Source organism: Murdochiella vaginalis, from assembly GCF_902381775.1.
GTDB lineage: Bacteria > Bacillota > Clostridia > Tissierellales > Peptoniphilaceae > Murdochiella > Murdochiella vaginalis.
In genome coordinates this window covers 1,115,109-1,141,524 of the sequence record NZ_LR698969.1, presented here as the reverse complement: position 1 = coordinate 1,141,524, position 26,416 = coordinate 1,115,109, and the positions used below count along the sequence as shown (strand labels likewise).

The 26,416-nt window shown below is 48.6% G+C and carries 21 protein-coding genes and 1 tRNA gene; 6 read left to right on the top strand and 16 right to left on the bottom strand.

Annotated elements, in window-relative coordinates; all coding sequences use genetic code 11:
* Positions 1-12: 12 nt before the first annotated feature.
* Together argS and argF are read left to right on the top strand one after the other, a co-directional pair.
* Entirely contained in the window at positions 13-1,647 is a 1,635-nt protein-coding gene (gene argS, locus FXY30_RS05085; protein ID WP_071705600.1) for an arginine--tRNA ligase, read from the top strand.
* Positions 1,648-1,722: 75 nt separating this feature from the next.
* Positions 1,723-2,727 (top strand): ornithine carbamoyltransferase, encoded by a 1,005-nt coding sequence (gene argF, locus FXY30_RS05080; RefSeq protein WP_071705599.1) that lies wholly within the window; start codon positions 1,723-1,725, stop codon positions 2,725-2,727.
* Positions 2,728-2,927: 200 nt separating this feature from the next.
* On the opposite strand, the gene FXY30_RS05075 is transcribed toward argF, so the two are convergent.
* From FXY30_RS05075 to FXY30_RS05065, 3 genes are read right to left on the bottom strand one after another with little or no spacing between them, the layout of a single operon-like run.
* On the bottom strand, positions 2,928-5,417 hold the full coding sequence (locus FXY30_RS05075; RefSeq protein ID WP_071705598.1) for a transglutaminase TgpA family protein: 2,490 nt from the start codon (positions 5,415-5,417) through the stop codon (positions 2,928-2,930).
* Between the two features lie 8 nt (positions 5,418-5,425).
* Entirely contained in the window at positions 5,426-6,598 is a 1,173-nt protein-coding gene (locus FXY30_RS05070) for a DUF58 domain-containing protein (protein ID WP_071705597.1), read from the bottom strand.
* Entirely contained in the window at positions 6,595-7,551 is a 957-nt protein-coding gene (locus FXY30_RS05065) for an AAA family ATPase (RefSeq protein WP_071705596.1), read from the bottom strand. The genes FXY30_RS05070 and FXY30_RS05065 overlap by 4 nt, the downstream gene beginning before the upstream one ends.
* A gap of 129 nt (positions 7,552-7,680) precedes the next feature.
* Between FXY30_RS05065 and FXY30_RS05060 the strand changes: the two genes are divergently transcribed.
* On the top strand, positions 7,681-8,664 hold the full coding sequence (locus tag FXY30_RS05060; RefSeq protein ID WP_232009044.1) for a tyrosine recombinase XerC: 984 nt from the start codon (positions 7,681-7,683) through the stop codon (positions 8,662-8,664).
* 35 nt (positions 8,665-8,699) lie between these two features.
* On the opposite strand, the gene FXY30_RS05055 is transcribed toward FXY30_RS05060, so the two are convergent.
* The 3 genes from FXY30_RS05055 to FXY30_RS05045 are packed head-to-tail and all read right to left on the bottom strand — an operon-like array spanning position 8,700 to position 10,305.
* Positions 8,700-8,960 carry a kinase to dihydroxyacetone kinase gene (locus FXY30_RS05055; RefSeq protein ID WP_071705595.1) on the bottom strand — a complete coding sequence of 87 codons (261 nt, stop codon included), beginning with the start codon at positions 8,958-8,960 and terminating at the stop codon, positions 8,700-8,702.
* Positions 8,961-8,977: 17 nt separating this feature from the next.
* Positions 8,978-9,484, bottom strand: coding sequence for a threonine/serine exporter family protein (locus tag FXY30_RS05050; RefSeq protein WP_071705594.1), 507 nt, complete (start codon positions 9,482-9,484; stop codon positions 8,978-8,980).
* Positions 9,481-10,305 carry a threonine/serine exporter family protein gene (locus FXY30_RS05045; protein WP_071705593.1) on the bottom strand — a complete coding sequence of 275 codons (825 nt, stop codon included), beginning with the start codon at positions 10,303-10,305 and terminating at the stop codon, positions 9,481-9,483. Before FXY30_RS05045 ends, FXY30_RS05050 begins: the two co-directional genes overlap by 4 nt.
* Positions 10,306-10,430: 125 nt before the next feature.
* Here FXY30_RS05045 and FXY30_RS05040 point away from each other — a divergent pair.
* Positions 10,431-10,513 (top strand) — tRNA-Leu (locus FXY30_RS05040).
* A gap of 113 nt (positions 10,514-10,626) precedes the next feature.
* Here the strand turns inward: FXY30_RS05040 and FXY30_RS05035 are convergent.
* The 4 genes from FXY30_RS05035 to FXY30_RS05020 all read right to left on the bottom strand — a co-directional run bounded on the left by FXY30_RS05035 (position 10,627) and on the right by FXY30_RS05020 (position 15,512).
* Positions 10,627-11,850 carry a BMP family lipoprotein gene (locus FXY30_RS05035; RefSeq protein ID WP_071705592.1) on the bottom strand — a complete coding sequence of 408 codons (1,224 nt, stop codon included), beginning with the start codon at positions 11,848-11,850 and terminating at the stop codon, positions 10,627-10,629.
* 107 nt (positions 11,851-11,957) lie between these two features.
* Positions 11,958-12,917 (bottom strand): ABC transporter permease, encoded by a 960-nt coding sequence (locus FXY30_RS05030; protein ID WP_071705591.1) that lies wholly within the window; start codon positions 12,915-12,917, stop codon positions 11,958-11,960.
* On the bottom strand, positions 12,917-13,984 hold the full coding sequence (locus FXY30_RS05025) for an ABC transporter permease (RefSeq protein WP_071705590.1): 1,068 nt from the start codon (positions 13,982-13,984) through the stop codon (positions 12,917-12,919). Before FXY30_RS05025 ends, FXY30_RS05030 begins: the two co-directional genes overlap by 1 nt.
* Positions 13,974-15,512: an ABC transporter ATP-binding protein gene (locus FXY30_RS05020; RefSeq protein ID WP_071705589.1), complete on the bottom strand. Its 1,539-nt coding sequence runs from the start codon at positions 15,510-15,512 to the stop codon at positions 13,974-13,976. The genes FXY30_RS05025 and FXY30_RS05020 overlap by 11 nt, the downstream gene beginning before the upstream one ends.
* Positions 15,513-16,012: 500 nt before the next feature.
* On the opposite strand from FXY30_RS05020, the gene FXY30_RS05015 reads away from it, so the two are divergent.
* Both FXY30_RS05015 and FXY30_RS05010 read left to right on the top strand, forming a co-directional pair.
* Positions 16,013-16,192 carry a hypothetical protein gene (locus FXY30_RS05015; RefSeq protein ID WP_071705588.1) on the top strand — a complete coding sequence of 60 codons (180 nt, stop codon included), beginning with the start codon at positions 16,013-16,015 and terminating at the stop codon, positions 16,190-16,192.
* A gap of 672 nt (positions 16,193-16,864) precedes the next feature.
* Complete coding sequence (locus FXY30_RS05010; RefSeq protein WP_071705586.1) at positions 16,865-17,323, top strand: helix-turn-helix transcriptional regulator; 459 nt, start codon at positions 16,865-16,867, stop codon at positions 17,321-17,323.
* A 412-nt stretch (positions 17,324-17,735) separates the two neighbouring features.
* Here FXY30_RS05010 and FXY30_RS05000 read toward each other — a convergent pair whose 3' ends face one another.
* The 6 genes from FXY30_RS05000 to miaB form a co-directional block, all read right to left on the bottom strand.
* Entirely contained in the window at positions 17,736-18,044 is a 309-nt protein-coding gene (locus FXY30_RS05000; RefSeq protein ID WP_071705584.1) for a LysM peptidoglycan-binding domain-containing protein, read from the bottom strand.
* 123 nt (positions 18,045-18,167) lie between these two features.
* Positions 18,168-19,448 carry a methionine gamma-lyase family protein gene (locus tag FXY30_RS04995; RefSeq protein WP_071705583.1) on the bottom strand — a complete coding sequence of 427 codons (1,281 nt, stop codon included), beginning with the start codon at positions 19,446-19,448 and terminating at the stop codon, positions 18,168-18,170.
* A gap of 35 nt (positions 19,449-19,483) precedes the next feature.
* Complete coding sequence (gene miaA / locus FXY30_RS04990; RefSeq protein ID WP_071706116.1) at positions 19,484-20,422, bottom strand: tRNA (adenosine(37)-N6)-dimethylallyltransferase MiaA; 939 nt, start codon at positions 20,420-20,422, stop codon at positions 19,484-19,486.
* Positions 20,422-22,344: a DNA mismatch repair endonuclease MutL gene (gene mutL, locus FXY30_RS04985; RefSeq protein WP_071705582.1), complete on the bottom strand. Its 1,923-nt coding sequence runs from the start codon at positions 22,342-22,344 to the stop codon at positions 20,422-20,424. Before mutL ends, miaA begins: the two co-directional genes overlap by 1 nt.
* Positions 22,341-25,022, bottom strand: coding sequence for a DNA mismatch repair protein MutS (gene mutS / locus FXY30_RS04980; RefSeq protein ID WP_071705581.1), 2,682 nt, complete (start codon positions 25,020-25,022; stop codon positions 22,341-22,343). Before mutS ends, mutL begins: the two co-directional genes overlap by 4 nt.
* A 57-nt stretch (positions 25,023-25,079) precedes the next feature.
* Positions 25,080-26,381 carry a tRNA (N6-isopentenyl adenosine(37)-C2)-methylthiotransferase MiaB gene (gene miaB / locus FXY30_RS04975; protein WP_071705580.1) on the bottom strand — a complete coding sequence of 434 codons (1,302 nt, stop codon included), beginning with the start codon at positions 26,379-26,381 and terminating at the stop codon, positions 25,080-25,082.
* Between the last annotated feature and the right edge of the window lie 35 nt (positions 26,382-26,416).

The following is a 26,416-nucleotide window of genomic DNA, read 5'->3' as shown; positions in this document are numbered from 1 at the left end:
AGGCGGAGAAATATGACGAATGAAGAAAAACTGAGCAAACTGATCAGCGATGTTCTGGAAGAACATTATTCGTTGAAGCTGGATTCCATTCCGATTGAGGTACCACGCAATACGGATTTCGGTGACTATGCAACCACCGTTTGTATGCAGTTGGCCAAGCAGTTAAGGCGTGCTCCTCGTCAAATCGCTGAAGAGCTTGCAAAATTGCTGTTGGAAAAATCGGATCTATTAGAGACGGCGGAAGTGGCCGGACCGGGTTATTTGAATTTCCGGTTAAAAAAAGATTCTTTGGCTCAGATAGTCAATAAAGTTTTGGAGCAAGGGGACAAATACGGCCAAAACTTCAGCGGTAAGCGTTTATCGATTTTGGTGGAATATGTCAGCGCCAACCCGACGGGGGATTTGCACCTCGGCCATGCGCGCGGTGCAGTATGGGGCGATGTCATCTGCCGTCTGTTGAAGGCAAGTGGTTATGATGTGCTTCGCGAATACTATATTAACGACGCCGGAGCCCAGATGACAAACCTCGGCTTGTCGGTATATGCGCGCTATGCACAGTATTTTGGACGTGACGTGGCCATCCCGGAAGATGGATATAACGCAGATGATGTGAAGCAGATCGGCGAGAATTTGGCCAAAGAATTGGGCGACGTATGGCTGGATAAAGAAGAAGGTCGTACCGAGTTTTTCAAACAAAAAGGCTACAAAGAAGAGCTTGCGAAAATTGAGGACGTATTGCGTGATTTCCGCTGTGAATTTGACTCCTGGGTCAGCGAACAGTGGCTCTACGATTGCGGCAAGGTCGATGAGGCCATCGAAAAGATGAAAGCCTTGGGTATCGTTTATGAAGAAGACGGCGCACTGTGGCTGGAAACCACGCGTTGGGGAGACGATAAAAACCGTGTCTTGCGCAAGGCAAACGGCCTGTTGACCTATATGACACCGGACATTGCAAATCATCTTTATAAATTCGACCGCGGCTATACAAAACTGGTCAACCTGTGGGGTGCGGACCATCACGGCTATATCAACCGTATGAAGGCAGCTTTGATGGCCTTCGGTTATGAGCGCGACGATCTGGAAGTGGACATCATCCAAATGGTTCACCTGGTGGAAGATGGGGAAGAGGTCAAGATGTCGAAGCGTTCGGGCAACGCCGTAACGATTCGCGAATTGATTGATGAAGTCGGCGTCGATGCTGCGCGCTATTTCTTTATCAGCCGTGCGGTGGAAGCGCAGATGGAATTCGATATTGGTCTGGCCAAAAAAGCTTCCAATGAGAATCCGGTGTATTACATTCAATATGCGCATGCTCGTGCGGCAGCCCTGTTGGAGCGTGCGCCGGAATTCAAACCGCAGGAAACTTATCGTCATTTAACGAGTGAAAAGGAAGTCGTTCTTCTTAAGCTTTTGGATTCCTTCCCGGATGTGGTCGCTGAGGCAGCAAAGCTGCGTCAGCCGAACAAGATTACGAATTTCCTGATGCAATTTGCTGGCGCCTTCCATAGCTTCTATGGCGAAACAAAAGTCGTCGATGACAGCGATCCGGAAGCAACGAATGAGCGTGTCGGACTGGTTTTGGCGGTAAAAAACGTATTACACAACGCTTTAGACCTAATCGGTGTATCTTCACCGGACAAGATGTGATATAAAAGGACTGGTGCGTTTTTCTATAGTAAACGCATTGCTGTTCTTACAATATAATGATAAAAGGAGTTAAGTATGCCAATCAATCTGCAAGGAAGAAGTTTTCTCACGTTATCGGATTATACGCCGGCGGAAATTCAGTACTTGATCGACTTAGGTCAGAAATTCAAGGATCTGAAGATGACCCATACGCCGCATCGTTACCTCGAAGGAAAGAACATTGTTCTTCTGTTCGAAAAGACCTCCACTCGTACGCGCTGCTCTTTTGAAGTTGCCGGACGCGACCTGGGCATGGGCGTAACGTACCTGGATCCGGGTTCGAGCCAGATGGGCAAGAAGGAATCCATTTCCGATACCGCTAAGGTTCTGGGTCGTTTCTACGATGGTATTGAATATCGCGGTTTCGATCAGAAAATGGTTGAAACCCTTGCTGAGGATTCGGGCGTCCCGGTATGGAACGGTTTAACCGACGAGTTCCATCCGACCCAAATGATTGCGGATATGTTGACCATTCAGGAAAACTTCGGCTATTTGAAGGGCATTAATTTCGTCTTCATGGGTGACTGCCGTAACAACGTCTCTAACTCGCTGTTGATCACCTGTGCAAAATTGGGTGTAAACTTCACCGGCTGCGGCCCGAAAGAATTGATGCCGACACAAGAGCTTATTAAAAAAGCAGAAGGCTTCGCAAAAGAATCGGGCGCAACGATTCGTTTCACCGAAGACGTAAAAGAGGGAACGAAGGATGCCGATGTCATCTATACCGACATTTGGGTCTCCATGGGCGAGCCGGACGAAGTTTGGGAATCCCGTATTCATCAGCTCTATCCCTACAAGGTCAACCAGAAGGTTATTGACAATGCTTCCGAAGATGTCATCTTCCTGCACTGCCTGCCGTCCTTCCATGACCTGAAGACCACCATTGGCGAAGATGTCAACAAGAAGTTCGGCAAAGACTTTGATCTCGACGGCATGGAAGTCAATGATGAAGTCTTCTTGGGCAAACACTCCAAGGTGTTTGATCAGGCGGAAAACCGCATGCACACCATTAAAGCGGTCATGTTCGCGACATTGAAGTAAGCTTGAACGAAACCCGAATCGGTTTCTGTGTGAGATACAACGATCGATTGTCGCAGATGCATAAAAGAAAACCGATACGAATTACTAAAGAGGGGGGCCCGGCGTGAATCGCCGGGCTCTTTCATTGTTTATCATAGCCATATTTCGTCGCTTAATTTATGTCACAAAATCAATATTTTGTGACAAATGAGGGCGGGCGATTAGTTCCAAGGCTTTCCTTTAATGGACCAGACATCACGGATAAACCATTTCCATTTCGTTGTATTCTCTTTATACTTCATGGTCAGCATGACATACGCCGAATGCAATGTGATAAGAACGTCTTCACTCGGTTCTTTCTGTCCATAACGAATTGCTTCCAGCGCCGCAATCCACTGCGTTTCATTCATTGGTGCCTTTGTAGCCAATTTCCCGAGCGCATAGATTAAATCGCGCAACGTATCACTGGGCTCCAGCACAATTTCATTTTGTCCTGCGAGTCGATCAATGTGATGCCAGACAACCCGAAAGCGTTCCCGCGCATTTTGGCCCGCTAAAGCCAATTTTTCGTCATTCATACGTTGTTTCCACGCCTGATACCGGCCAAATGCTCGTATTGCTACGAGAACGGCGCATACGGCAAAAAGTAGTGCAAGGCATAGGATTATACCTGTTTTGGTGTTTTCGTCGCTTGTAGGCGATTCTGATGCGTCCGCATTGTCGGATCCTTTCGAAGATTGCTCCGGCGGCTCCGTTGATGACGGATTTTCGGTGGAAGAAGACGAATTTGCGGCCGCGTCGGAGGAAGAAGCATTTTCCGATGAATTTTCGGAGGAAGAATCGCTTACGGAAGAAGATTCCGAATTTGTTTCCGAAGACGATTCCTGTGGGCTCATCACATCCAAATCCGTAGGTGGAATAAAGTCCGGTTGCGGATTTTGCGCGCTGTCTTGATTTAAACCGCTGATGTCCGCCACGTGCGAGGACGGTGTCGCTTCAACCGGAACCCAGCCCATGGCGTTCAAATACACTTCGGTCCATGCGTGTGCCTGTTTGGCCGTTAAGCTTCGCGCAGAGATTTCCACAGACGAGTCACTCGCCTGCGGAACGATGAAGCCTTCCGTATAGCGTGTGCTATAACCGATATCCTTCAGCAGAACGGTGTATGCCGTGGCAAAATACACACAGTATCCTTCCCTCTTTGTTAAAAAATGGTCAATAAAACTGGCGTTGTCATCAATTTCTTCGACATCCAAGCGATACCGATAATTTGCATCAAAGTGCGCACGCATCTGTTGCAGCAGCGTTGAAAATTCTTTGTGTTCGTCTCCATAGAGTATTTTCTCCAATTCCGGATCACGGGCATGCACCAGTTGGCGATATTTTTGCTCGCCCTTTCCTTTTGCCGGATTGATGCTCTCCTGCACCTGCGTTTTCCAATAATTGGCCACCAATGGCACAAAGTCAAGATTCACGAGGCCATGGTCATTATAATCGGCGGCAGAAGCAATCATGCCGGAGGGGCTATAGAAAAAGGCTGTGCCGGCATTGTAGGCCGTCAAAAGCTTCTGTGTTTTCGTTCCGGCAGGTACATCCGTGTTGAGATGCACGACAGAAGCCGGCTTTCCACCGTGAAATACGATGCGCGTCGGATTCTTCGTTTTTAAATAATAGAAGGTGGGACGAAAAAGGCCCGTTTGAATGGCCGTATCACGAGAAGCGGCATCGGCAAACCAGAAGGTTTTGGCTTGTTGCGTATCAAATTCATCATAGTATTTTTCGGAAAAACGCAGCGGCAACAGCGTTTGCGGCGAGGAAAGCGACCAGCTTTTGCCGTCAAACGAATCAAAGGAAGAGCCGCGCAGATAGAAAGCCGGCGCTTCTGCATGGATGGTCATATAAAGATCGTCATTCGGTGAAACCGGTCCGCCAACACGCAGGTTTCCCTGCGGATAATAACCGAGCTCCGCCAGCGTAAAACTGGAGATTTCCGTTCCCGCCTGCGCCGGCAGGAATTGGCGAAGTCGTTTGGAAAGAGATTCATGATAGAACAGCTCTGCCGGTAAAATAAGCTGTAATATCATCGTTGCGCTCAACAAAACGACTGCAAAGAACAACGGCGGGCGTTGGTCTCGATGTTGCGGATCCTGACGAAAGGCGTAGGAGGCATACACGCAAAATAATCCTGCCATCAGCCATAGTAACCAAAGCGGATCGTCCGTTAAGTGATCCAGATAGAAAAGCGGCGCGATCAGAAAAAACATATTGAGGATCGGAATGGGCAACGCCCAATTGGAAAGCACGGATAGAAGTGCAATAACCAGCGCGAATAAGGGACGGAAAAGAGACGGCATAGACGCTTTTTCCGAATTCATTGTGAAAGCCCATCGTAGAGCTTCCGATCCTCCGCGCCATACACTGCTCCACCATTCCGCCCCCACGATCGGAAGGGACAGGGACTGATGAATCAACAGCTGTGCACCGATCAGCACGATGAGAACGCCCATGATGCCAAGCGTAATTTTCCAGAAGCGCAGAGCAAGTATGAGTATAAGAACCAAGCCAAGATAGAGTACGCATTCCCTGAGAAGCGGTGCGCTACTCTGGCCGAGCAAAAGCAGAGTGAAGTGGCTGATGACCACGGCAAATACTGTTGTCGTCAACCATGCCTGCAACATCTGTATATGATCTTGTTGCGTTAACCGTTTCATAGGGCTCCTTACGCTTCCTCATCCAACCAAAATATGTCTAAGCTGGAACGGGCTATAGCAGAAAGAATTTCATCCGTTTGTTGCGCTCGTTCACTAAGAATTAGAAAATCAATGCCTAAGCTCTCATATTGTAAAAGACTTCCCAATGTGGATTCATCAATGCATTGAATCCAGATCAATTGACGACGATCCGGTGTCTGACTCAATCGCCAGGGTCGTTGAATGGCGGAAAATGGTAGATGCGCAATCCATACAGCCAACGATTCCGCTTCTGCAGGAGATTGTAGATGAATCAGCTGTGAATACCGATCGCCGGCATCAATACCGACACCTTTTTCCAAAAATGTGAGCGCTACCGTATAAAAGCGATCCAGAAAGGATGTGCGCAAAGCCAAAGCCTCTTCCAGCGCCGGGTCGCTCTTGGTTTTCGTGTTCAAAAAGTGTGCTGATCCATCAAAGGAAACCGGATTAACGTCCACTAATAATCGAATGGGTTGCTGTTCCACGTCGGAATAGTGTTTGATCATCCATTTTTGCAAACGGCTGCTCAATTTCCAGTGCGTATGGGACAGAGGTTCCCCCTGCTGCATCGGATCGACCGAAAACAGCTCATCGCTGACGAGCGTTAGGGACCGCCTCTCAATCACGTTTCCCTCCTCATCCTCCGAGCGGCGAAGGAAAGAAACCCCATCCACCCGCTGCGGAAGGGCGAAGCATTCCGCCGTGCGCGTAGCACGTCCTGCGAATTGCAACTTGAAAAAGCCGAGTAGATCCTCAAAAATGGGCTCTCCGGAAGAAAACGTATAGGTTCCCGTATGCGGTACATAGAACGGAAAGGAAAGACGTTTCACCTCTCCCGGAGCAATCATCACTTCCGTCGTAGACTTTCCCTGTGGAGAGGGAAACGGAAAGTGCAGAAAAAAAGGCAATAAGGAAGAATCATTGCGCAGCTCCAGGATCCATTCCCCCTCTTCCCCATGCTGCAGGCGCAAAGGATCGAGCTCTTCTTTGCGGGAAATATGCCGCCCCGATAAGTAGCTGAACAGCACGGAGAGTATGGGCAAGAGCAACCAAAAGAGCAAGAGAATGTGTGGAAACGGGCGCAATTTTGTATTGGCCAGCAGAAAAAGCACGACCGCGCCAAGAAGCCAAAAGAAAAAGCGCAGGCGAACGCCTTTCATCGCGGAACCGCCGTATTTTTCAAAATGTCGGAAATCACCTCATGCGCTGTAATCCCTCGCCCACGGCTTTGCGGCTTTAAAATAATGCGATGATCCAAAACATCATGCACCAGCGCTTGCACATCTTCCGGCACGACATAGGAACGGCCATTAAGCAGCGCCAGCGTTTGTGCGGCGGAAAATAGCATTTGCCCCGCGCGTGGACTAACGCCCAATTCAATGAGATCTTCCTCGCGTGTTTTCCGCGTGATCATAAGCATGTAACGCTTTACTTCATCGGTAACGGTCACCTGCGGGACCTGATCACGAAGCCACGTGATCACCTCCGCCTCGGCTACGACTTTTACATCCTTTTGGATGCGACGCATGGCGTTCGTAGAAATAATTTCCATTTCTTCATCCTGCGAGGGATAGCCGATGGAAATGCGCATCATAAATCGATCCATTTGTGCCTCCGGTAAGGGATAGGTCCCCACATTTTCCACCGGATTCTGTGTCGCCATAACCATAAACGGATTCGGAAGCGCATACGTCACGCCTTCCACCGTAACCTGTCCTTCCTGCATGGCTTCGAGCAGCGCCGATTGCGTGCGTGGAGACGAACGGTTAATTTCATCCGCCAACAAAATCTGTGTATTAACGGCACCCTCGCGGAATTCAAATTCTGCTGTCTTCGGATTATACATATTAAAGCCTGTAACATCGGAAGGCATCAGATCCGGCGTAAATTGAATACGCTGAAAATCCAGACGAACCGCTTTCGCAAGCGCATGCACGATCGTTGTTTTGCCGATGCCCGGCACGTCCTCCAAAAGGACATGTCCACCCGCCAACAGGCAAATCAACATTTTTTTTGCCGGCACATCTTTTCCGATGACCACTTGGCCGATACTGGCTAAGACATCCTCCCCGAGTTTGCGACAGATCGCTGTCGCCTCTTGGTGTAAGCTCATGTTGTTCTCCATTCTATAAGCGCAAGACATTGGTGCGCCAAGAGGAATTGTGTTGCATTGAAGCAAATGTAACCTTTTTGTATTATATTATGTAGCAGATGGGTTTGCAATTTTCCAAAGGAGGAAGCCGTGGAGTTACCAATCATTTTGGAAGACTATATCAACTACATGAAAACGGTGCGTGGCCTATCTCCGCGGACGATTCGGGAATATGAGTACGATCTGGTGCGCTTTATGCGTTTTCATCTTCGCCGTCATGGACAAGGTACTTCCCGAAAGGCACCCTTAGTTTCTGTGGATATCGCCATGGTGAATGTTGACACGTTAAAAGCCGTGGATATCAACGATCTGTTAGCGTTTCTGGCCTATTCGGAGCAGGAAGAAGGTCTCTCCGGAAGCCGTCGCGCGCGCATGTCCTCTGCCATACGTTCCTTTTTTAAGTATCTGGTGAATATCCAGGAATACTTTGAAAAAAATCCGGCGGAAAAGCTTACCACACCGAAGCGTAAGAAACGCCATCCGGTATATCTTACGCTGGAGGAAGCGCTTCGTCTTATTGAAGTGGCGGCAAAGGAGGACAACCCCTTTTTCCGCACGCGAGATGTCGCTATTGTGGTCACTTTCTTAACCACCGGCATGCGGCTGAGCGAGCTCTGTGGTCTCAATATTACCTCGCTTCGAGAGGGGCGCTTTCACGTCGTCGGAAAAGGAAATAAAGAGCGCGTAATCTACCTGACGGAATCCTGTGAAGCGGCCATTCGTTCCTATCTTTCGAGACGCCCCATCGTTCCAGGAGAAGACGCTTTGTTTCTCTCGACACACCATCAGCGCATTTCGCCTCGTGCGGTGCAACATCGTATGGATGCCTTGCTGCGCGAAGCCGGTTTCGATACATCCGTCTATTCCACGCATAAGCTACGCCATACGGCGGCAACGCTCATGTACCGGGAAGGGGTGGATATTCGCACCTTACAGCGTATTTTAGGACACGAATCCCTGCAGACAACACAGATCTATACGCATGTAGAAGACGAGATGGCACGTGATGCGGTGTCTCGCAATCCTCTTGCCCACCTTCAAATGACGGATGAAAAAAGCGCGCCGAAGGAATAACATCCCCGGCGCGACTTATCAAATCCTTATTGGTTTCAGCCTTTTAAGCCCCGTGCCTGCCGATCCATATCCTCGACAACGATGTCAAAAATTTCTCCTAAGGTGCGGCAATATTCCAATACTTTCCACGGTTCATTGGTATGATAGTGAATTTTGATCAGCGTATCATCTCCCACCGCCAAGAGGCAGTCCCCGTCAAAATGTTCCACAAAATAAGCATTGATCTCATCCTCATCCAAATTTTCTCCCTCGATGAGAAGTTGGGTGTCATAGCGGTACGTTATGGATTGTTCCATGTTTTCCTTCTTTCTGTTTATGAGATTCTATTCCGTTTGAGTTGCTTGTACAAAGAGACCACCGTTTCGACCAGGAACACGCCGAGAGCGATCGATGCTGCCATGATGAATGTCTGAATGGCATATACGCTTGCCTGATCCATGCGTTCATAGAAAAAGGCATTGACGCAGCGATAGATGAGTGCGCCGGGAACCAACGGATAAAGCGAGGGAATAATAATCATCGTCACTGGTGTGCGAAACCAGCGAGCTCCGAGCTGCGCGGCAATGGCTACAACGAGCGTAGCTAAAAAAGTGGCCGAAAAATTTGTCCAGCCGCAATCCAGAAAAATGGCATAGGTATCCCAGCTGAGGAACGAAATCACCGAGTTAAACAGCGCAATTTTTTTACCCGCACCGAGCATGATGGTAAAGGCGAACACGGCAAGGAAAGCGCCGGACCCCTGCATCATATACTTGAACCACAGCGGGTTGTTGAGCGGATAAAATAGGACGGAGAAAAGCGTTGACGTGGAACTATTCATAAGAAGAACCCTCCTGTCAGCGCGAGGGCAAAAAACGTGCCCACGGCAAGCGCCATGCTCGAAATAATGGCCGCCAGAAGATTGCCTACGCCCGTTAAATAATCGCCGCGCATGGTGTCTCGAATGCCGTTCGTAAGCGTCGTGCCCGGGAATAGGCTGATCAAGGCTCCCACAGCCATGCGATCCAGACGTAACATCGGAAAAAAGCGTGCCAACACGCCGAGAACAAAAATCATAACAAAAGTCTGTAAAAAGGAAGGAACAAAGCTGCCTCCCAAGCGATTGCGTACGAGTTTGTTCGTTAAAATAATGCTGCTGGCTGCGAACCCGGCAAAAAGGCTCTCCATCAAATTTGCTCCGGACATCAGCGCGAATCCGGCGGCAGCAATGGCATGATACACGCGCGAAAAACGGATCGGATCATGATTATGCGCTAATTTTTCCAGTGTGTCATAGGCTTCTTCGATAGACAGTTCCTTCTTTGCTAAACGACGCGAAATGGTGTTGACATCACGAATGCGATCCAGACGGAATGTTCGATTCTTAATGCGACGAACAGCGGTTAAACAGGTACTATCGTTTAACGTCAATGTGACATATAGGCCCGTCAGCAAGGCAATAACATCCAGACCACGGTTTTCACTCAAACGTAAAATACGCTCTACGGTATCTTCCACACGATAGGTCTCTGCCCCATTTTCCATTAAAATAACACCTGCATTCAGGGCAAGATCAAAGAGCATTTTATTATGTGCCGCATCGGTATCTTGTAAAGCGACAACCATTGTTTTGCTTTCCGCCGAAGCGTGTACGCTTTCCATGCTCTCCCCTCCTGACTCTTTGCCATTATAGCATAGGCCATTTAATACCATGGAAATAAAAGCAAAAATTTTCGTCGAAATACTTGCGAGGTGGATAAGATTCACGTATAATGTTCGTGTTGTTTGCAGGTGTGGCGGAACGGCAGACGCGCTAGTTTCAGGGACTAGTGGGAGCAATCTCGTGGGGGTTCAAATCCCTTCACCTGCATTGGGAGCGGCCTCGTTAGAGGTCGTTTTTTTTATGCTATCTCTGTACTTCACGAAAAAGGAGGATACCGTAACGGTATCCTCCTTTCTTCTATTTACGAATTTCGAGCGATACTACTTCACATAATTGAGCGTGACGTTGGTGAACGGTGCCATGATCAACGTCGGATCGCCCATTTCTGTAAAGCTCAGGCTCGGGTCGATCTCCGGCATATTTTTCGCAATGCCGTCTTCATCCTTTTGAATCTTCTCGTAGATTGTCTTATAGTCCGCTTCTTTGAACTGCTTAAAGCGGGAGAAGTCGTCCGAGATCTGAACGCCGTTGTCCTTCGCAGCAAGACGAGTAACTTCGCCGCCCTTGAATTCTCCGGATACGATGGTTTTGCATGTTTGATAGACCGCGCTCTGCAGATTCTTCATCGCCGAGGTGATCACCTGCTCGCCCATATCCTTCTGATCCACGTCAACGCCAATCATCTTGCCATTGTTATCCTGTGCTGCCTTCAACACGGAAGAAGCAATGCCGCCGCCGCAGGAGAAAATAAGCTCGGTGCCGTTCTTATACCAGGTGGCTGCCAAAGTCTGAATTTCCGGCTTCGGAGTAAAAGAGCCCGTATAGTTATACATCATTTCGACTTTGGGCAACTTCATTTCTTTAGCCGCATAGTCTGCACCGGCGATAAAGCCGAAGCCGTAGCGTACAACGGCCGGAACGGCAACGCCGCCCGCAAAGCCAAGCTTCGTATAACCATCTTTTACAGCCGCATAGCCGGCTAAGAAACCCGATTCCTGCTCACGGAAGAGGATGGAAGCGGTATTCTTTTCAAAGTAGGTTTCCGTTACCGGAGAACCGTCCGGATTTGTTTTGCCTTCCACCACGCGCTGCGGTTCAAAGTCAACGGCAATAAACTTAACATCCGGATGTTCTTTCTGTGCTGCGCCTACAGCGGTTTCAAAAAGGAATCCCGGCGTAACGACAATTTTGGCACCCTTTTGAATGGCCTGTTCAATGGCCTGTAAATAGACCTGATCGCCTTGATCCTGCGGACGCAGGTAATTGGCCTTTACTCCGATTTCATCCGCAAACTGCTTTAATCCTTCAAACGATCCCTGGTTAAACGATTTGTCATCAATGGTTCCCAAGTCCGTAATCAGATAGAGCGAATTATCATCATACTTGACCTCACCGGTCGTTTCGGACTTCGCTTCACTTGCTGCTTCCGATGCTGCCTCTAATGCCGTAGGGCTTTCCGACGACTTCGTATCCTTGCCGCCGCAAGCGGTAAGAACGAGCGTCAACACGAAAAGTGTACTCAAAAACGTAAATAACTTTTTCATTGTCTCCTTCTTTCTTTCTCTTCGTTCGATGGATTCCTTGGTTCGAACTTCACGCAATTACAGTTTATACGATACAGAAATTTTACACAACAGCACAGGTTGTCGCGCTAGCGTTGTCCCTTATCAAACGGCCTCCCTTCCGCCGCTGGCGCACGGGTTTTCTTGCTGGTAAAGGCCAGCAAAAGTATCGTAATAACATAGGGTAATATCTGATATACAAATTGCGGTATGCCAAGGTTGTACAGGAGCGGAATGCCCGAATAAATCGACGATAGCGCCTTCAGCAAACCGAAGAAAAAGGCGGCGAGTCCAATCGAAATCGGATTCCATTGTCCAAAAATGAGAACCGCGATGGCTAAAAAGCCGTAGCCGGCAACAGTACCGTTAAACTCCGTTGATACCGGCAAAATATAAGCTAATCCGCCGAGACCGCCGAGTGCGCCGGAAATCAATACGCCTGCCCAGCGAATACGTGCGACGGACACACCGGCCGCATCTGTCGCCTGCGGATATTCCCCCGCGGAACGCAGACGAAGGCCAAACGGCGTCTTGTAGAGAACGATGGTTGCGACCAACCAAAGGAAAAAAATGAGATAGGTGGTCACATACACATTCTGAAAGAAGATCGGACCGATGAGCGGAATTTTGCTTAAAACAGGCACCTCTGCGATCGTAAAATGTCCCGTAAAGGAAATCTGCTGAATGCCGATTAAGGAACGGGCTACAAAGATAGCAAAGGCCCCGGCAAACATATTGATTGCCGTACCGGAGATGGTTTGATCCGCGAACATATTAATGGAGGCAAAAGCATGGAATGCCGAGTACACTGTGCCGACAAGAAGGGACAGTGTAATCGCAATCCATAGATGAACCATGGTGACTTCCTGACCGGCTTCGTTTACAAAATGCAGGTAAAGCGTACCGGCGAAGGCACCGATTACCATGATTCCTTCAAGCCCGATATTGATGACACCGCTTCGTTCCGAAAACATAGCCGCCAAGGCAACGACCAGAAGAGGAATCGCAAAATTCAGCATCTGTTGAAAAATAAAGATCACAATATCCATTAGTTGCCCTCCTCCTTTTCTTTACGGCTCAGCAAGCGACGGAAAAGAATCGAAAGGGCGGAAACATACAGAATGAAGGAAATGATAATCGTGATCAGTTCCGGAGCATATCCAAGCGTCTGAATCGCCTGTCCGCCCATATTGAGATACGAAAAGAACAGCGCGGAGAATAAAATTCCGATCGGTTCACTGAGACCGAGCAACGCTACAGCGATGCCGTCAAAGCCCTGCTGCGGTAAGACATCTACAACAGCAATAGCTGTTCCGGCACCGGACAGATAGAACAGTCCGCCGCCCAGGCCTGCCATTGCGCCGGAAATCGCCATGGATTTGATAATGCTGGCATTCTCATTGATACCGGCATATTTGGCCGCATCACGATTCAAGCCAACAGCCTGCATTTCAAAACCGAAGGTTGTTTTTTTCAGAATCAGATGCAATACGACCACCATAGCGAGACCAATGAGAAATCCTCCGCCGGCAAAGGTGCCGGGAAAGAGAACATCAAAGCCGAAGCGAGGCACGGCAGTGTTGATAGCCATGGTCGTATTACGAAAAAGATTATAGATGTTAAATCGCTTAATCAGATCGTTTACCAGATACATTACGGTGTAGTTAAGCATAATGCACGTGATGACCTCATTCACATTGCGATACGCTTTCAACATACCTACGATGGCGCCCAGAAACGCACCGGCAAGAGCAGAGACAAGAAGCGCCACCGGCCACATAATAAAGGCCGGAAGATAGCGTTCCAGGCGATTGCAGAGCAGGATCACCATGAAGCCGCCGAATAGAAACTGACCGGACGCGCCAATATTAAAGAGACCGGTTTGAAAAGCAAACCCAACCGCCAGCCCCGTCATGAGCAAGGGCGTGGCGTAGTAAAACAGGTTGCCAACGCCGGCCAAGCCGTTCAGAAACGGGCCGCGGAAAAAGTTCGGGATGGCCTCTCCCGCAACAGAGGGATTGGTGAAGTAAATAATGGCGATCCCGACCACAAGTCCGATGAGTATGGCTATGAGAGATGGCAATGCTTTTTGTAAACCCAAACGCTTAGTCTTCATGGTTCACCTCCATGCGCTTCGCTCCGGACATGTAGAGGCCCAGTTCTTCTTCCGTCGTTTCTTTTGGATGTAATTCCGCGACAATTTCGCCATGGTGCATGACCAAAATGCGATCGGAAATGCCCAACACTTCGCTCAACTCAAAAGAAATGAGCAAAACGCCCTTCCCCTCATCGCGCTCCGCAATCAGCTGTTGATGAATATAAGAAATAGCTCCCACGTCCAGGCCTCGGGTCGGCTGAACGGCGATTAAGAGATCATGCGCTCGCTCCATCTCTCTTGCCACAATTGCTTTTTGTTGGTTGCCACCAGACATCGAACGCGCAATCGTTCGCGGCCCGCGTCCGGCTCGAACATCATACATGGCTATTAAGGAATTGGCGTATCTGTCCGCTTCCTCAAATTGAATCCATCCGCCTTTTTGGAAGGGCTCTTCAAAATAATTCTGCAGCACCAGATTTTTGCCCAAGTCATAATCCAGAACCAAGCCATACCGATGACGATCCTCGGGAACATGCGCCATGCCATGCGTATTTCGATAGCGAATGGAGCGATTGAGCACTTCTTCGCCATTGAGCATAATAGAGCCGTGCACATTATGAATAAGACCTGTTAGCGCATAAACAAACTCCGACTGTCCATTTCCATCGACCCCGGCGATGCAGACAATTTCGCCTTTTCGCACGTCGAGATGAATATGCGAAAGAGTCTTTTGTCCATCCCGCGGTTGATCCAAGGTTAAATCGCGCACCTTTAAAACGGTCTCGCCCAAGGGACGCTCTTCGAGCGTAAAGGAAAGATTGACTTTACGGCCGACCATCATCCGGCTCATTTCTTCTATGCTTACCGAATCGGCCGGAACGGTATCGACTACTTTCCCTTTTCGCAACACCGTGACTGTATCGGCCACCGCTTTAATCTCATTCAATTTATGCGTAATGAAAATAATCGATTTTCCCTCACGAACGAGCATCTTCATAATATCCAGAAGCTCTTCAATTTCCTGCGGCGTCAGGACAGCTGTGGGCTCATCGAAAATAAGAATATCATTGTCACGGTAGAGCATTTTAATGATTTCCACACGTTGTTGTTGACCGACGGAAATATCCTCAATTTTATCATCCGGATCAATCTGAAAATGATAGCGCTCGGAAAGCTCCATTACCCGCTTACGCGCTTCCTCCATCTGCAAAACGCCCATTTTGGTCGTTTCTACCCCGAGAACGACATTTTCGAGAACGGTGAAATTCGGCACCAGTTTAAAATGTTGATGTACCATACCGATGCCGTAGCGCGTCGCATCGTTCGGATCTTTGATTTTTGTCGGTTTGCCATTAACCAGAATCTCTCCGCTGTCTGCCTCATAGAGCCCAAAAAGAATGGACATCAACGTGGACTTCCCCGCTCCGTTCTCGCCAAGAAGCGCAAGGATTTCACCCTGATGCAGGGCAATGGACACATCGCTGTTGGCAACGACACCCGGGAAGGTTTTGGTGATATGGCTCATTTCAATCACAGTTTGCGACATGAGCTCCTCCTCATCGTGATACCTTTTTATAATTATTATAGCAGACATTTTCGAAGACCCGTGGAAATAGGCGTGATCTCTGTGGAGAAAGAAAATAAAAAACGAGGGATATCGTCCCCCGTCATCTCTTTTATATTTGTCCCAATTCGACTTTGTGTTCCTGGCTGAAAAAGCTGTATAACTCCGTGAATCCAATGTATAAATACCCAAAAGCACCCAGAAATGGGTGCCTTTTTGCTGTCTGTGCATAGTGACTAATCCAGAAATCTATTTTTGTAGCATAGTGACAAAATTGAAGTATCTAATTTTAGTGGAGGTAGAAAAACCGCAGATACATTGTCTCAGCCTTGCTTAATCATTTGTTTCCGTTGCAAAGCGTTCAAGATTTGGTGATACCCGTTGCCCAAGTTGAGCACCTATAAGACCCCACATACTCTCCGCTAGTAAGTATTGAACTTAAAAACAATGAGTTCAATACTTTTCAAAGGAGCGTAGACATTATGAGTGAGAACGTTGCTACTGGCGGATTTGAGTTTAAGCGTTGGAAGTCTGGTACCGAATATGAGAACTGGGTAAAGGACACTCTGACCGAACTTCACTTCAAGGCTGAACGCAAGGGTAAGAATGACAGTGGAGTGGATATTATTGCAGAAACCAAGAACAGGTATGTATCATGGTAGCAGTAGACACGGAGAAGCAGATAATTGCTAAGCCACTGTCAGTCGGCAGACTGGAAACCTCTGATGCACAAAAGTTACTGGGAGGCCGATTTAGCCGCGGGTCTACACTGGTAACAGACAGCCACGGAGCATATCCGACACTGACAAGGCGTGAGAATGTACCTCATGTTCAGATTGAATCTGGAAAGCACGCCAACGGGCCGTACAATCTGGGCGAAGTCAACGGAATACACTCCCAGATAGAGAAGATGCTCCCAGAGTCGGCCGAGAGACTACCGGCAACTAAGTATCTGAACCAGTACATGGCAATCTTCATCTAGACCTGGCAACATAAGGGACTGTCACTTGAGGACAAGGTTTATTTGCTCAAGAAAACCATCGCTGACAGCGCCGACTACAAGCAAAACTATGACCAAATCAAAGTCCGTCCACTGGACATCAACACCAAGGGAGAGTTCCCGACCAAGGTCTAAGAGAAGGGACTATCATTCAGAAATGGATGGTAGTCTTATTCTTATATACAGGGATGGTGGCAGTATGGTGTTATGGAATAGAATAGAGTTGAAATTTTTGATTTTTTGATATAGCAACCAATGGTTGCGGAAGTTTCAATTGTAGTTGATAGTGTGTAACCGTAGATTGTGGCATAGTATTTCCAAGGAGGTAGAGAAAATGTTGTCTGAAAGAATATATAAGTTCAGACGCAAGAGTGGACTTTCTCAAGAGCAACTTGCAGAGAAAATAGGCGTTTCAAGACAGGCCATATCTAAATGGGAAAGTGGAACATCGACGCCTGAATTAGAAAAACTGTTGGTATTAAGCGAGTGCTTCAACATTACTCTTGATGACCTTGTGAAGGAAGAAACAATCGATCAGGGTACAACGGAAGCACCGCCGAAGGTAGAAGATTCCAAAGTTTCAAAAGCCATAGAGATGAAGGTAGGTATTGGCCTTTGTTTGATTGGTACTGTATGTCTAATCCTTTTCGGAGTTTTGATGGTCATGAGTCCAAGCGCAACAGAGCAACTAAATACTGCTTCGACGATTACTCTAAGTGGATCTGGCGTACTCCTCATCCTATGTGTGCTTTCGATGGTTGTAGGCTTAGTACTAATACTACGCAAAAAATGAAATGGAGGTAAAGCGTATGAAAAAGCTGAGTTATTTGTTTATTGCTATTGCAATCCTGCTATCTGACATTATGTGTTTCGTGATTGCCTATAATTATCGTGATATGCTTTGTGGCATTAAGCACGGATGTTATAGTGCACCCGCTAATGTTGCATTTCTTTCTGCCATTCCATTTGGCATTGGAATTATCATATGTGCTATTGTAGCATACACACTTCACAAGAAAGCCCGATAATATGCATCAAGCCCACAGAGTAAATCCTGTAAATTTATGAGAGGCTCCACCAGATAAGGATGGAGCCTCATTTTATGTCCCCTAATGAATAAATCTACATTAGCCTACCCTGACCTATACTCCGGGAACACAAAAGGGAATTGGGAGTTATATTTTTACTATTCCGCAACAGAAAAGCTATTGAATGGGAATGCGTAATGTCTGGCCCGGATAAATACCGGAAGACCAGAGATTGTTGACGCGATAGATATCACGAACGATATCGCGGACGTCTCGCCCGTCGTGTTCGGCAACTGTCTCGGCCAAATGCCATACGGTATCCCCCGCTTTGACGAGTACTGTTTTTTCATGAACAGGAGAGGCGGCTGAAGAGGATTCTCGGGATACGAAACTGAACACAAGAGTCAATGCCAAAGCAAGGATAAAAATGCAAAGGGCAACGAATGTATAAAAGCGTTTTGGTTGTGTAATTACGATGCGTTTCATAAGTCCTCCTAAAACGAACATTTGTTCTTTGTATTTTTAGTATAGAAGAACATTTGTTCGTTGTCAAGAGATTTTTCTCTTGACAATTAAAAAAAAGAGGGTTGCCCCTCTTTCTCTCGTATTTTATTCGGCATGCGCTGCTGTATTTTGGATTGCCTCCACGCTTAACAAACAAGCCAGTTTCGCTTGTTCATAAACTACCCCGCCTTGATAATACACAATATAGGGTTCTCGCATCGGCCCGTCCGCACTAACTTCAATGGAGGAACCGTCAATAAAGCCGCCGGAAGCCATTATCACGGGATCACTGTAGCCCGGCATGTCCCAGGGAAGCGGAACCACATCCGCACCGACACTTGCTGCCTTCTGCACGGCATGACAAAAAGCTTCCACCTTTCGCCCCTCTCCCAGCGTGATGGCTTCGATAATATCGCTACGCGGGTCATCGGAAGCCGGCGAGCACCGATAACCTAAATCTTCAAATACTTTTGCAAACAGCAGTGCTCCCTTTAAAGCCTCAATGGTCACGTGCGGAGCAAAAAAGAGGCCCTGTAATGTAAGACGGGTCGTTCCGAAGCTTAACCCGGTATCCTCGCCCAAGCCCGGCGCAATGAGATGGTTTCGGCATCGTTCGATCCACTCTTTTTTACCGGCCAGATAGCCGCCGCTGACAGCAATGCCGCCACCCGGATTTTTAATAAGCGACCCTGCAATGATGTCCGCTCCCACTTCAAGAGGCTCCTGATCTTTCGTAAATTCGCCGTAACAGTTGTCGACAAAAACGATGGAGTCCGGAGACTTTTCTTTAATAATGGCAATCGCTTCGCCCAATTCCTCCACAGTAAAAGCACGACGATCCGTATAGCCTGTGGAACGCTGCAGTAAAACCAGACGCGGGTGACAAGACACGGCGTCCGGCAACGCTTCCCGATCGATTTTTCCCTTTTGTAGCGGGAGCATTTTATACTGAACGCCCCGTTCCTGAAGCGTACCGATTTCCTTGCCTTGGATGCCGATGACCGATTGAAGCGTATCATACGGATGTCCGGTAACAGCTAAAAGCGTATCGCCGCTATTGGTCAAAGCATAGAGCGCTGTCGCAATCGCATGCGTTCCGGACGTAATGTTCGCGCGAACCAGGGCATCCTCGGCGCGAAATACATCGCGAAAAATACGTTCCGTCTTTTCACGCCCGGTATCCCCATATCCGTATCCGGTCGGCGAGTAAAAATCCGCCTGATTCAATCCGTTCTGTTGCATGGCGTGCAACACTTTCAGCTGATTTGCCGTGCGCAGTGCATGCAAGTCGGAAAATCGGTCCGCCAAAGCATCTTCCGCCCGTTCAATACGCAAGAGCGTCTCCGGACTTAAATCATAATATTGTTGATAGATTTGATTCTTCATAGTTTTCCTTTTTCATCCATTAAGCACAGCCCGGATCAAGCTTGGAGAAATGCAATGATTTCTTGTTTTGCCCGTTCATACCGGACGGATGGTTCTCTTTCTTCAATCCAAACGGCATCTTTCGTCTTACGATACCAGGTATATTGTCGCTTTGCATATTGTCGGGAGGAACGCTGCATGAGTCGAATCGTTTCTTCTAAAGTTATTAAACCGCGAAAATACCAGAAAAATTCGCGATAGCCAATCGCGCGCATAGCCTGAGAGTCGGCGGAAACCCCCTTTTGATAAAGATGGTGCACTTCCTCCGCAAGCCCCCTGTCCAACATGTCCAAGACGCGCTGATTAATCGCCTCATAGAGTTGTTCACGAGGAAGGGAAAGCATGATCACGAGGCTTTTCCACGATGGATTCTCGCGATCTTTTCGCAGCGCAGAAGGCAGCTGTTTCGTTCGCCGTAAAACCTCAATCGCACGAAGGATGCGAGGTTTATCCTGGGGAGTAAGCCGCTTGGCTGTAACCGGATCTCGATCGCATAGCTCCTGATAGAGCCGAAGGCCATGATCCTGTCGGTATTCTTCCTCTAATGTCCTTCGCCACGACATCGCCGTATCCATCCCGCTAAACTGATAGTCCATGAGGAGCGCATTCAGATACAGGCCGGTTCCGCCTACAAAAATCGGCAATTTTCCCCTCTGAAAAACCTCATTCTGCACGTTTTGCGCATCGCGCTGGTAATCCGCTACGGTATAACGCGTTCCCGGATCCACCAGGTCAAGCAGATGATGCGGTATCGCCTTTTGCTCCGCCGGCGTCGCTTTCGCGGTTCCGATATCCATCCCGCGATAGATCTGCATCGAATCCATAGAAAGGATTTCACCTTGAAAATCTCGGGCTAAACGCAGCGCTAAGGCACTTTTCCCCACACCGGTCGGTCCTACGATAAAGACACGTTTCTTTTCACGCGATTCGTGCATTATTTCACCCGCATGAACCATTTTTCAAAATCCTTTTTTTCACGTCGGATGACAGTGGGTCTTCCATGCGGACAAGTTAAGGGATAGCGACAAGCATAAAGCTGCTCATAAAGTGCCGCCGCTTCCGCCTCGCTTAAGGAATCTCCCTGCTTAACAGAAGCCTTGCAGGCCTTCATTGCCATCTGATCCAGCAATTGATCATATTCCTTAGCCTCCGCGACGGATACATCCAACAGGTCCAGAAGCAGTTGCGCATCATTGGTCGATCGAAAAAGTGTCGGGACAGCGCGAAGAACGACCCTTCCTTCCCCGAAAGGAGCAACATCCAATCCGAGATCTGTTAGAGCCTTTTGCCGTACAGAAAAGGCCGTTTCCTGTTCATCCGATAACGCTACGACAATCGGCTTTAATAGGCGCTGCTGCACAATCGTCCCCGCGCTCGCCTGCTTAAGGAAGCGTTCATAATTCACGCGTTCATGCGCCGCATGTTGATCCATAATGAGCAATGCATCCTTTCCCCGTTCTTCAAAAAGAAGATACACGTGAAAAAGGCTGCCGAGATATCGCAGGGTGGAAAAAGCCGGAAGCAGGCTACTTTCCTCGTCCGTTGAAGGAGAAAGAAAGCTCGACTGTTCGTGCAGATTTTCCTCTTCCGAGACGTATAAATCTTTTTTTTCCTGCGGATCGGCATAAGAAGAAGTCTCATCAGGCGAGAGCATAAACTCCAGTGTTTCGTTGACAGCCTCCTCCGCTTCTGCAATAGAGTGCTCGACTTTCGGATCCTTCCCCTCGTGACCTTGTTGCGGTAATAGTGCTTGGTCGTGCGAATACGTCTCCTCGGAATCGACCTTTTTCGTCGGCCAGGCATATTGTTCCAAAATGCGACGATAGCTTTCTTCCGGAGAAGGAAACAAGTCCTTCTTCTCTTCACCGGGAATCGTTGGCTTGCGAAAAAGCGCTGTCTGAACCGCTTGGTGAATCATTTCCTGCATGCCTTCCGAATCCGTAAACTGAATGGTCATTTTGTTGGGATGCACATTCACATCAATGTTTTCCGGATCTGTATCGAGAAACAGCTGAAAGGCCGGGAAGCGTCCATTGGGAATGAGCGAACGATAGCAGGATTCCACGATTTCCCGGACCGGATCCGGCATAATCGCACGACCGTTCACGTATAAAAACTGCATTTGTCGATTGGCACGATAATACGTATTATTGCCGATAAAGCCGGAGAGGCGATATCGCCCATCCCCATGGACGGGCACAATGGATTCGTGATAGCTTCGTCCGTACAGCACCAGCAAGGTTTCTTCCAGGCTCTGTTCTTTTCCGGTCTGTAAGATGCGCTTATCGTCCCGATAAAAACGAAAGGCAATCTCCGGATGTCCGATCGCCATCGTATACAGATAGCGCGAAACGGCATTGCTTTCTGCCACATCGCTTTTTAAAAATGTGCGACGCACCGGAATACCGGCAAATAAATGTGAAACGGTGATGCGTGTTCCTGTTCCCATAGCGACGGTTTTTCGTTCCACCACGTTTCCGTCCACATAGCGAAGAGCAAATCCGGTTTCTTCTTCGGCCGTCTTGGATTGCGCTTCCACTTCCGCCACGGCGACGATGGAAGATAACGCCTCTCCACGAAATCCCAACGAATGCAGACGATAAAGATCCGCAAAAGAGGAAATCTTCGAGGTAGCATGCGGCAAAAACGCGGTCTCCATTTCTTGCTTGGAAATTCCGGACCCATTATCCGTTACCGAAATGAGCGATTTGCCGCCATCACGAATCTGTACCAAAATCTCATCGGCACCGGCATCCACAGCATTTTCCACTAATTCCTTCACAACAGAAACGGGGCGCTCAATGACTTCGCCTGCCGCAATGCGCTTGACGGTTTCTGCATCTAATTGACGAATCATGATTCTTCCCCTTCCTGTTTTGCCTCACGAATGAAGGCATCTAATTCCATAAAGGCTTCCATGGGTGAGAGCGTATTGATATCCATGGATTGCAGTTTTTGTCGAAGCGGATCTATTTTTACGGTTTCGTGATGACTATCAACCGGTTGTGGAGACGAAGCAAGACTTTCTCGCATCCGCGATGAAGAGGAGCGAAGAAACGCGCCTTCCTTCTCGGTTGACTCGATCCGATTTTGATCCAAATCATTTAGAATTGCTTCCGCACGCGCAAGAATCGATTCCGGCATGCCTGAAAGCCGCGCTACTTCAATGCCGTAACTGCGATCCGCCGAACCTTCTTCCACCCGATGCAGGAAGACCAGGTGTCCCGCCTCTTCTTGAATCTGCACACGTCGGTTGGAAAGATTCGGCAGAACATCCGCCAGCTGCGTTAATTCATGATAATGGGTGGCAAAGAGCGTTTTCGCCGGAAGGGATCGTGAGAGATATTCCAAAATGGCACAAGCTATGGAAAGGCCGTCATTCGTGCTCGTACCGCGTCCTACCTCATCAAGAACCAAAAAGCTTTTCGTTGTTGCTTCCTGAAGGATATCCGCCATTTCCTTCATCTCCACCATGAAGGTGGATTCCCCTTTCGCGAGGTGATCCCGTGCCCCGATGCGCGTAAAGATCTGATCCACAATGGGAAGACGACACGATTTTGCCGGCACGAAGGATCCCATCTGCGCCATGATAATCAGCAAGGCATTTTGCCGTATATACGTGGATTTTCCCGCCATATTGGGGCCTGTAATCACCTGAATACGATTATCCTTTTCGCCAATATCCAGGTCATTGACGATAAAATCCACATCCGGCTGCGCCGAGACGACCGGGTGTCGACCTTCCACGATGTGTATGGGCTCTTCTTCCAAAACAAACACAGGACGACAATAGTCATGATCCGAAGCAACCTGCGCAAGCGACAATAGCGCATCGAGATCCGCCAAGGTATCTGCAACGCGTTGTATATGCACCGCCTCGGCTGCCACCTCATCTCGCAAGGCCTGAAACAGCGAAAATTCCATCGCCTCCACCTTGGCGGAGGAACCGATGATGCGATTCGCCTGCATTTCCAAGTATTCTGTGGTATAGCGTTCCGCATTTTTCAACGTTTGGCGACGTTGATAATCCTCGGGAATCTTGTCCAAATTGGACCGGGTGACTTCTAAAAAATAGCCCTGATTTTTACGATAAATAATGCGCAAATTACGGATACCGCTACGTTCGCGCTCCTGTTCCTCATAGGTAACCAGCGCGGATCGCGCCTGCTCCCCTCCGCTTTTCAGATCATCCAGTTCTTGACTGTATCCGTCGCGAATCATTCCGCCTTCGTTGACGGAAATCGGTGGTTCCTCCACAATGGCCGAAAGGATGTGCTCGCGTAGATCCGTCAAGGGATCCAGCCCCTGTAATAAAAGCGCGATACAGGGATCCTCTAAGGCTGAAAGCGTGGCGATCACCTGCGGCAGGGTGGAAAGGGATTGCGCAAAACGCAGCAAGTCGCGCGCATTGCCGCGGCGAAAGCTGAGTTTGCTCAGAAGGCGCTCCAGATCATAGACATTTTCCAATGCTTCCCGCAGGGTCAGACGAGCAGAAAGCTCCTGCATAAATAAAGCAACGATATCCTGGCGAGCAATAATATCTTCTTGATTAAGCAAGGGAAAAGAAAGCCAATCTGCTATCTTGCGCGATCCCATCGCCGTCTTCGTGCGGTCCAAAACGGAAAGGAGCGTATGCCGTACAGTTGCATCCTCTAAATTTCTCGTTAATTCCAAGTTTTCGCGCGTCGCGGCATTCAATCGCAAATAGCGATGCGGCGTCACCCATTCCACACGAGACAGATGCTCCAAGGGCTGTTCCTGGTATGCGTAAACCGTCTCTAAAAGCGCATACAGAGCAATCTGGGCCACCAAATGCCGGCGAAAAATCGAGGGAATCCCTCCGGGGAGCCGAGCGCTTAATCCCTGATGCAGATCCCGGATATGAACCGTTCCGCGCGGCTTACGTGATAAAAAGAGTTTTTTCCCGGACAGGAACTCCTGAATGCCATCATTTATTTCTTGATTTTCCGCTTCCTCGAGAAGAATCACTTCAGAAGGCTGCAGCAATTCCACCCAATCCAATACGGTCAGTCCCCATCGTTTCACCGGGGCGATTTCCGTTGCCTCCAGGCGGCCTGTAGAGAGATCGACATAGCATAGGCCAAGCGTCTGTCGATAGGCATAGACGAGCAAAAGATAATTGTGTTCATTGCGCTCCAGATTTTCTGCGTCCGTCACCGTGCCGGGCGTTACGATTCTCGTGATGCCTCGCTTTACAAGTCCCACTGCCTCACGGGGATCTTCCATCTGCTCCACGAGACACACTTTATAGCCAGCATGTACAAGTTTTGCCGTATAGTTATCCACCACGTGATGCGGAACACCCGCCATGGGGCAGCGTTCTTCCAGACCACAATCCCGCCCGGTCAGAGTCAGCTCCAATACGCGCGAACCGACCAAAGCATCATCAAAAAACAGCTCATAAAAATCGCCCAAGCGATACAAAATGAGACAATCGGGATGTTGCTCTTTAATTTGCACGTAATGTTGCATCATCGGCGAAAGCTTCGTCCGATCAATGTATTCCCAGACCATGGCTCCTCTATTCTTCTTGTAAGCGATGCATTCTCTCGCTTCGTTTCGTTCAATATGCTACTTCACCCTCTCGCCGAAGAGAGCAAAGGAATTGGCTTCTTGAATACGCACGGGTAACATTTGTCCAATGAGCGAAGAATCGCCTTGAAAATGAATCAATCTTCCTTGGGCATCTCTTCCGGATACACGTGTTGCATCGGTTTTGCTGACACTTTCCACCAACACCTGAACCGTATCACCAATCGCTTGTCGATTGCGACGCAGAAAAATGGGATACAGCACATCCAATAATTCCTGAAAACGTCGGCTTTTGGTTTGTTCGTCGACGTGATCACTCCGTTCATAGGCTTTTGTACCGGGACGCGGAGAATATAAAAAGGTAAAGGCGGTGGTAAATTCCACTTGCCGGCAAAGATCCAGGGTCTGCTGATGATCCTCCTCCGTCTCCCCCGGAAAACCGACGATGATATCCGTTGATAGCGCGATATCCGGCATGGCTTCGCGCAAACGATGCGCTAAATCGAGATAGTGCTCTCGCGTATACTGCCGGTTCATTTCCCTAAGCACTTTATTGGAACCGGATTGCAGCGGTAGATGAAAATGCCGTTCAATCTTCGGGTGTTGTTCCATAACCGTGATCAGACGATCGGACAGATCCTTCGGGTGAGAAGACATGAATCGAACGCGCAAAATTCCTGGAATCTCCGCCACTTTTGCCAGCAAAGCCGGGAAATCCGTGTCGTGATCAACATAGGAATTTACGTTTTGCCCGAGTAGCATGATTTCGCGATAGCCTTTATCGGCAAGCGTCCGCACTTCGCAAAGCACTTCCTCTGCCGGACGACTTTTTTCTCGGCCGCGTGCATACGGAACAACGCAATAGGAACAGAAATTATTGCATCCGGTCATAATGTTGACATATGCGAAAGCCGCATCATTTCGAATATAAAGCGCATCCCGATCTTCCTCATCGGAGGAAATATCCACGATGCGCTCTCCTGTTCGCATCACCTGCTCGATTAGCTGTGGCAGTCGTGCAATATTGTGTGTGCCAAAAATCAGATCCACCTGCGGATAGGATCGAAGAATGACATCTTTCGCGCCGCCTGTTTGCATCATGCATCCGCACAACGCTAAGAGACGTCCCGGACGATCCGCTTTCCACTTCTTTAATGCACCGATTTGACCGAACACTTTCTGTTCGGCATTCTCCCGCACAAGGCAGGTGTTCATTGCAATCAAATCCGCGTCTTCGGTTTCCTCTGTTGCCTGGTAACCCATGGATTCCAAAAGATACGCCATGCGCTCGGAATCGTGCTCATTCATTTGGCAGCCGTGTGTAATAATTTTATACTTCATAATTCTCCTCTGCGTTCTCTGCTATTGTATCAAAG

Bases quoted from the DNA above. Each gene is read 5' to 3' on its own strand.
- argS (WP_071705600.1), top strand. From the start codon at position 13: ATGACGAATGAAGAAAAACTGAGCAAACTGATCAGCGATGTTCTGGAA.
- argF (WP_071705599.1), top strand. From the start codon at position 1,723: ATGCCAATCAATCTGCAAGGAAGAAGTTTTCTCACGTTATCGGATTAT.
- FXY30_RS05075 (WP_071705598.1), bottom strand. From the start codon at position 5,417: ATGAAACGGTTAACGCAACAAGATCATATACAGATGTTGCAGGCATGG.
- FXY30_RS05070 (WP_071705597.1), bottom strand. From the start codon at position 6,598: ATGAAAGGCGTTCGCCTGCGCTTTTTCTTTTGGCTTCTTGGCGCGGTC.
- FXY30_RS05065 (WP_071705596.1), bottom strand. From the start codon at position 7,551: ATGAGCTTACACCAAGAGGCGACAGCGATCTGTCGCAAACTCGGGGAG.
- FXY30_RS05055 (WP_071705595.1), bottom strand. From the start codon at position 8,960: ATGGAACAATCCATAACGTACCGCTATGACACCCAACTTCTCATCGAG.
- FXY30_RS05050 (WP_071705594.1), bottom strand. From the start codon at position 9,484: ATGAATAGTTCCACGTCAACGCTTTTCTCCGTCCTATTTTATCCGCTC.
- FXY30_RS05045 (WP_071705593.1), bottom strand. From the start codon at position 10,305: ATGGAAAGCGTACACGCTTCGGCGGAAAGCAAAACAATGGTTGTCGCT.
- FXY30_RS05035 (WP_071705592.1), bottom strand. From the start codon at position 11,850: ATGAAAAAGTTATTTACGTTTTTGAGTACACTTTTCGTGTTGACGCTC.
- FXY30_RS05030 (WP_071705591.1), bottom strand. From the start codon at position 12,917: ATGGATATTGTGATCTTTATTTTTCAACAGATGCTGAATTTTGCGATT.
- FXY30_RS05025 (WP_071705590.1), bottom strand. From the start codon at position 13,984: ATGAAGACTAAGCGTTTGGGTTTACAAAAAGCATTGCCATCTCTCATA.
- FXY30_RS05020 (WP_071705589.1), bottom strand. From the start codon at position 15,512: ATGTCGCAAACTGTGATTGAAATGAGCCATATCACCAAAACCTTCCCG.
- FXY30_RS05015 (WP_071705588.1), top strand. From the start codon at position 16,013: ATGAGTGAGAACGTTGCTACTGGCGGATTTGAGTTTAAGCGTTGGAAG.
- FXY30_RS05010 (WP_071705586.1), top strand. From the start codon at position 16,865: ATGTTGTCTGAAAGAATATATAAGTTCAGACGCAAGAGTGGACTTTCT.
- FXY30_RS05000 (WP_071705584.1), bottom strand. From the start codon at position 18,044: ATGAAACGCATCGTAATTACACAACCAAAACGCTTTTATACATTCGTT.
- FXY30_RS04995 (WP_071705583.1), bottom strand. From the start codon at position 19,448: ATGAAGAATCAAATCTATCAACAATATTATGATTTAAGTCCGGAGACG.
- miaA (WP_071706116.1), bottom strand. From the start codon at position 20,422: ATGCACGAATCGCGTGAAAAGAAACGTGTCTTTATCGTAGGACCGACC.
- mutL (WP_071705582.1), bottom strand. From the start codon at position 22,344: ATGATTCGTCAATTAGATGCAGAAACCGTCAAGCGCATTGCGGCAGGC.
- mutS (WP_071705581.1), bottom strand. From the start codon at position 25,022: ATGGTCTGGGAATACATTGATCGGACGAAGCTTTCGCCGATGATGCAA.
- miaB (WP_071705580.1), bottom strand. From the start codon at position 26,381: ATGAAGTATAAAATTATTACACACGGCTGCCAAATGAATGAGCACGAT.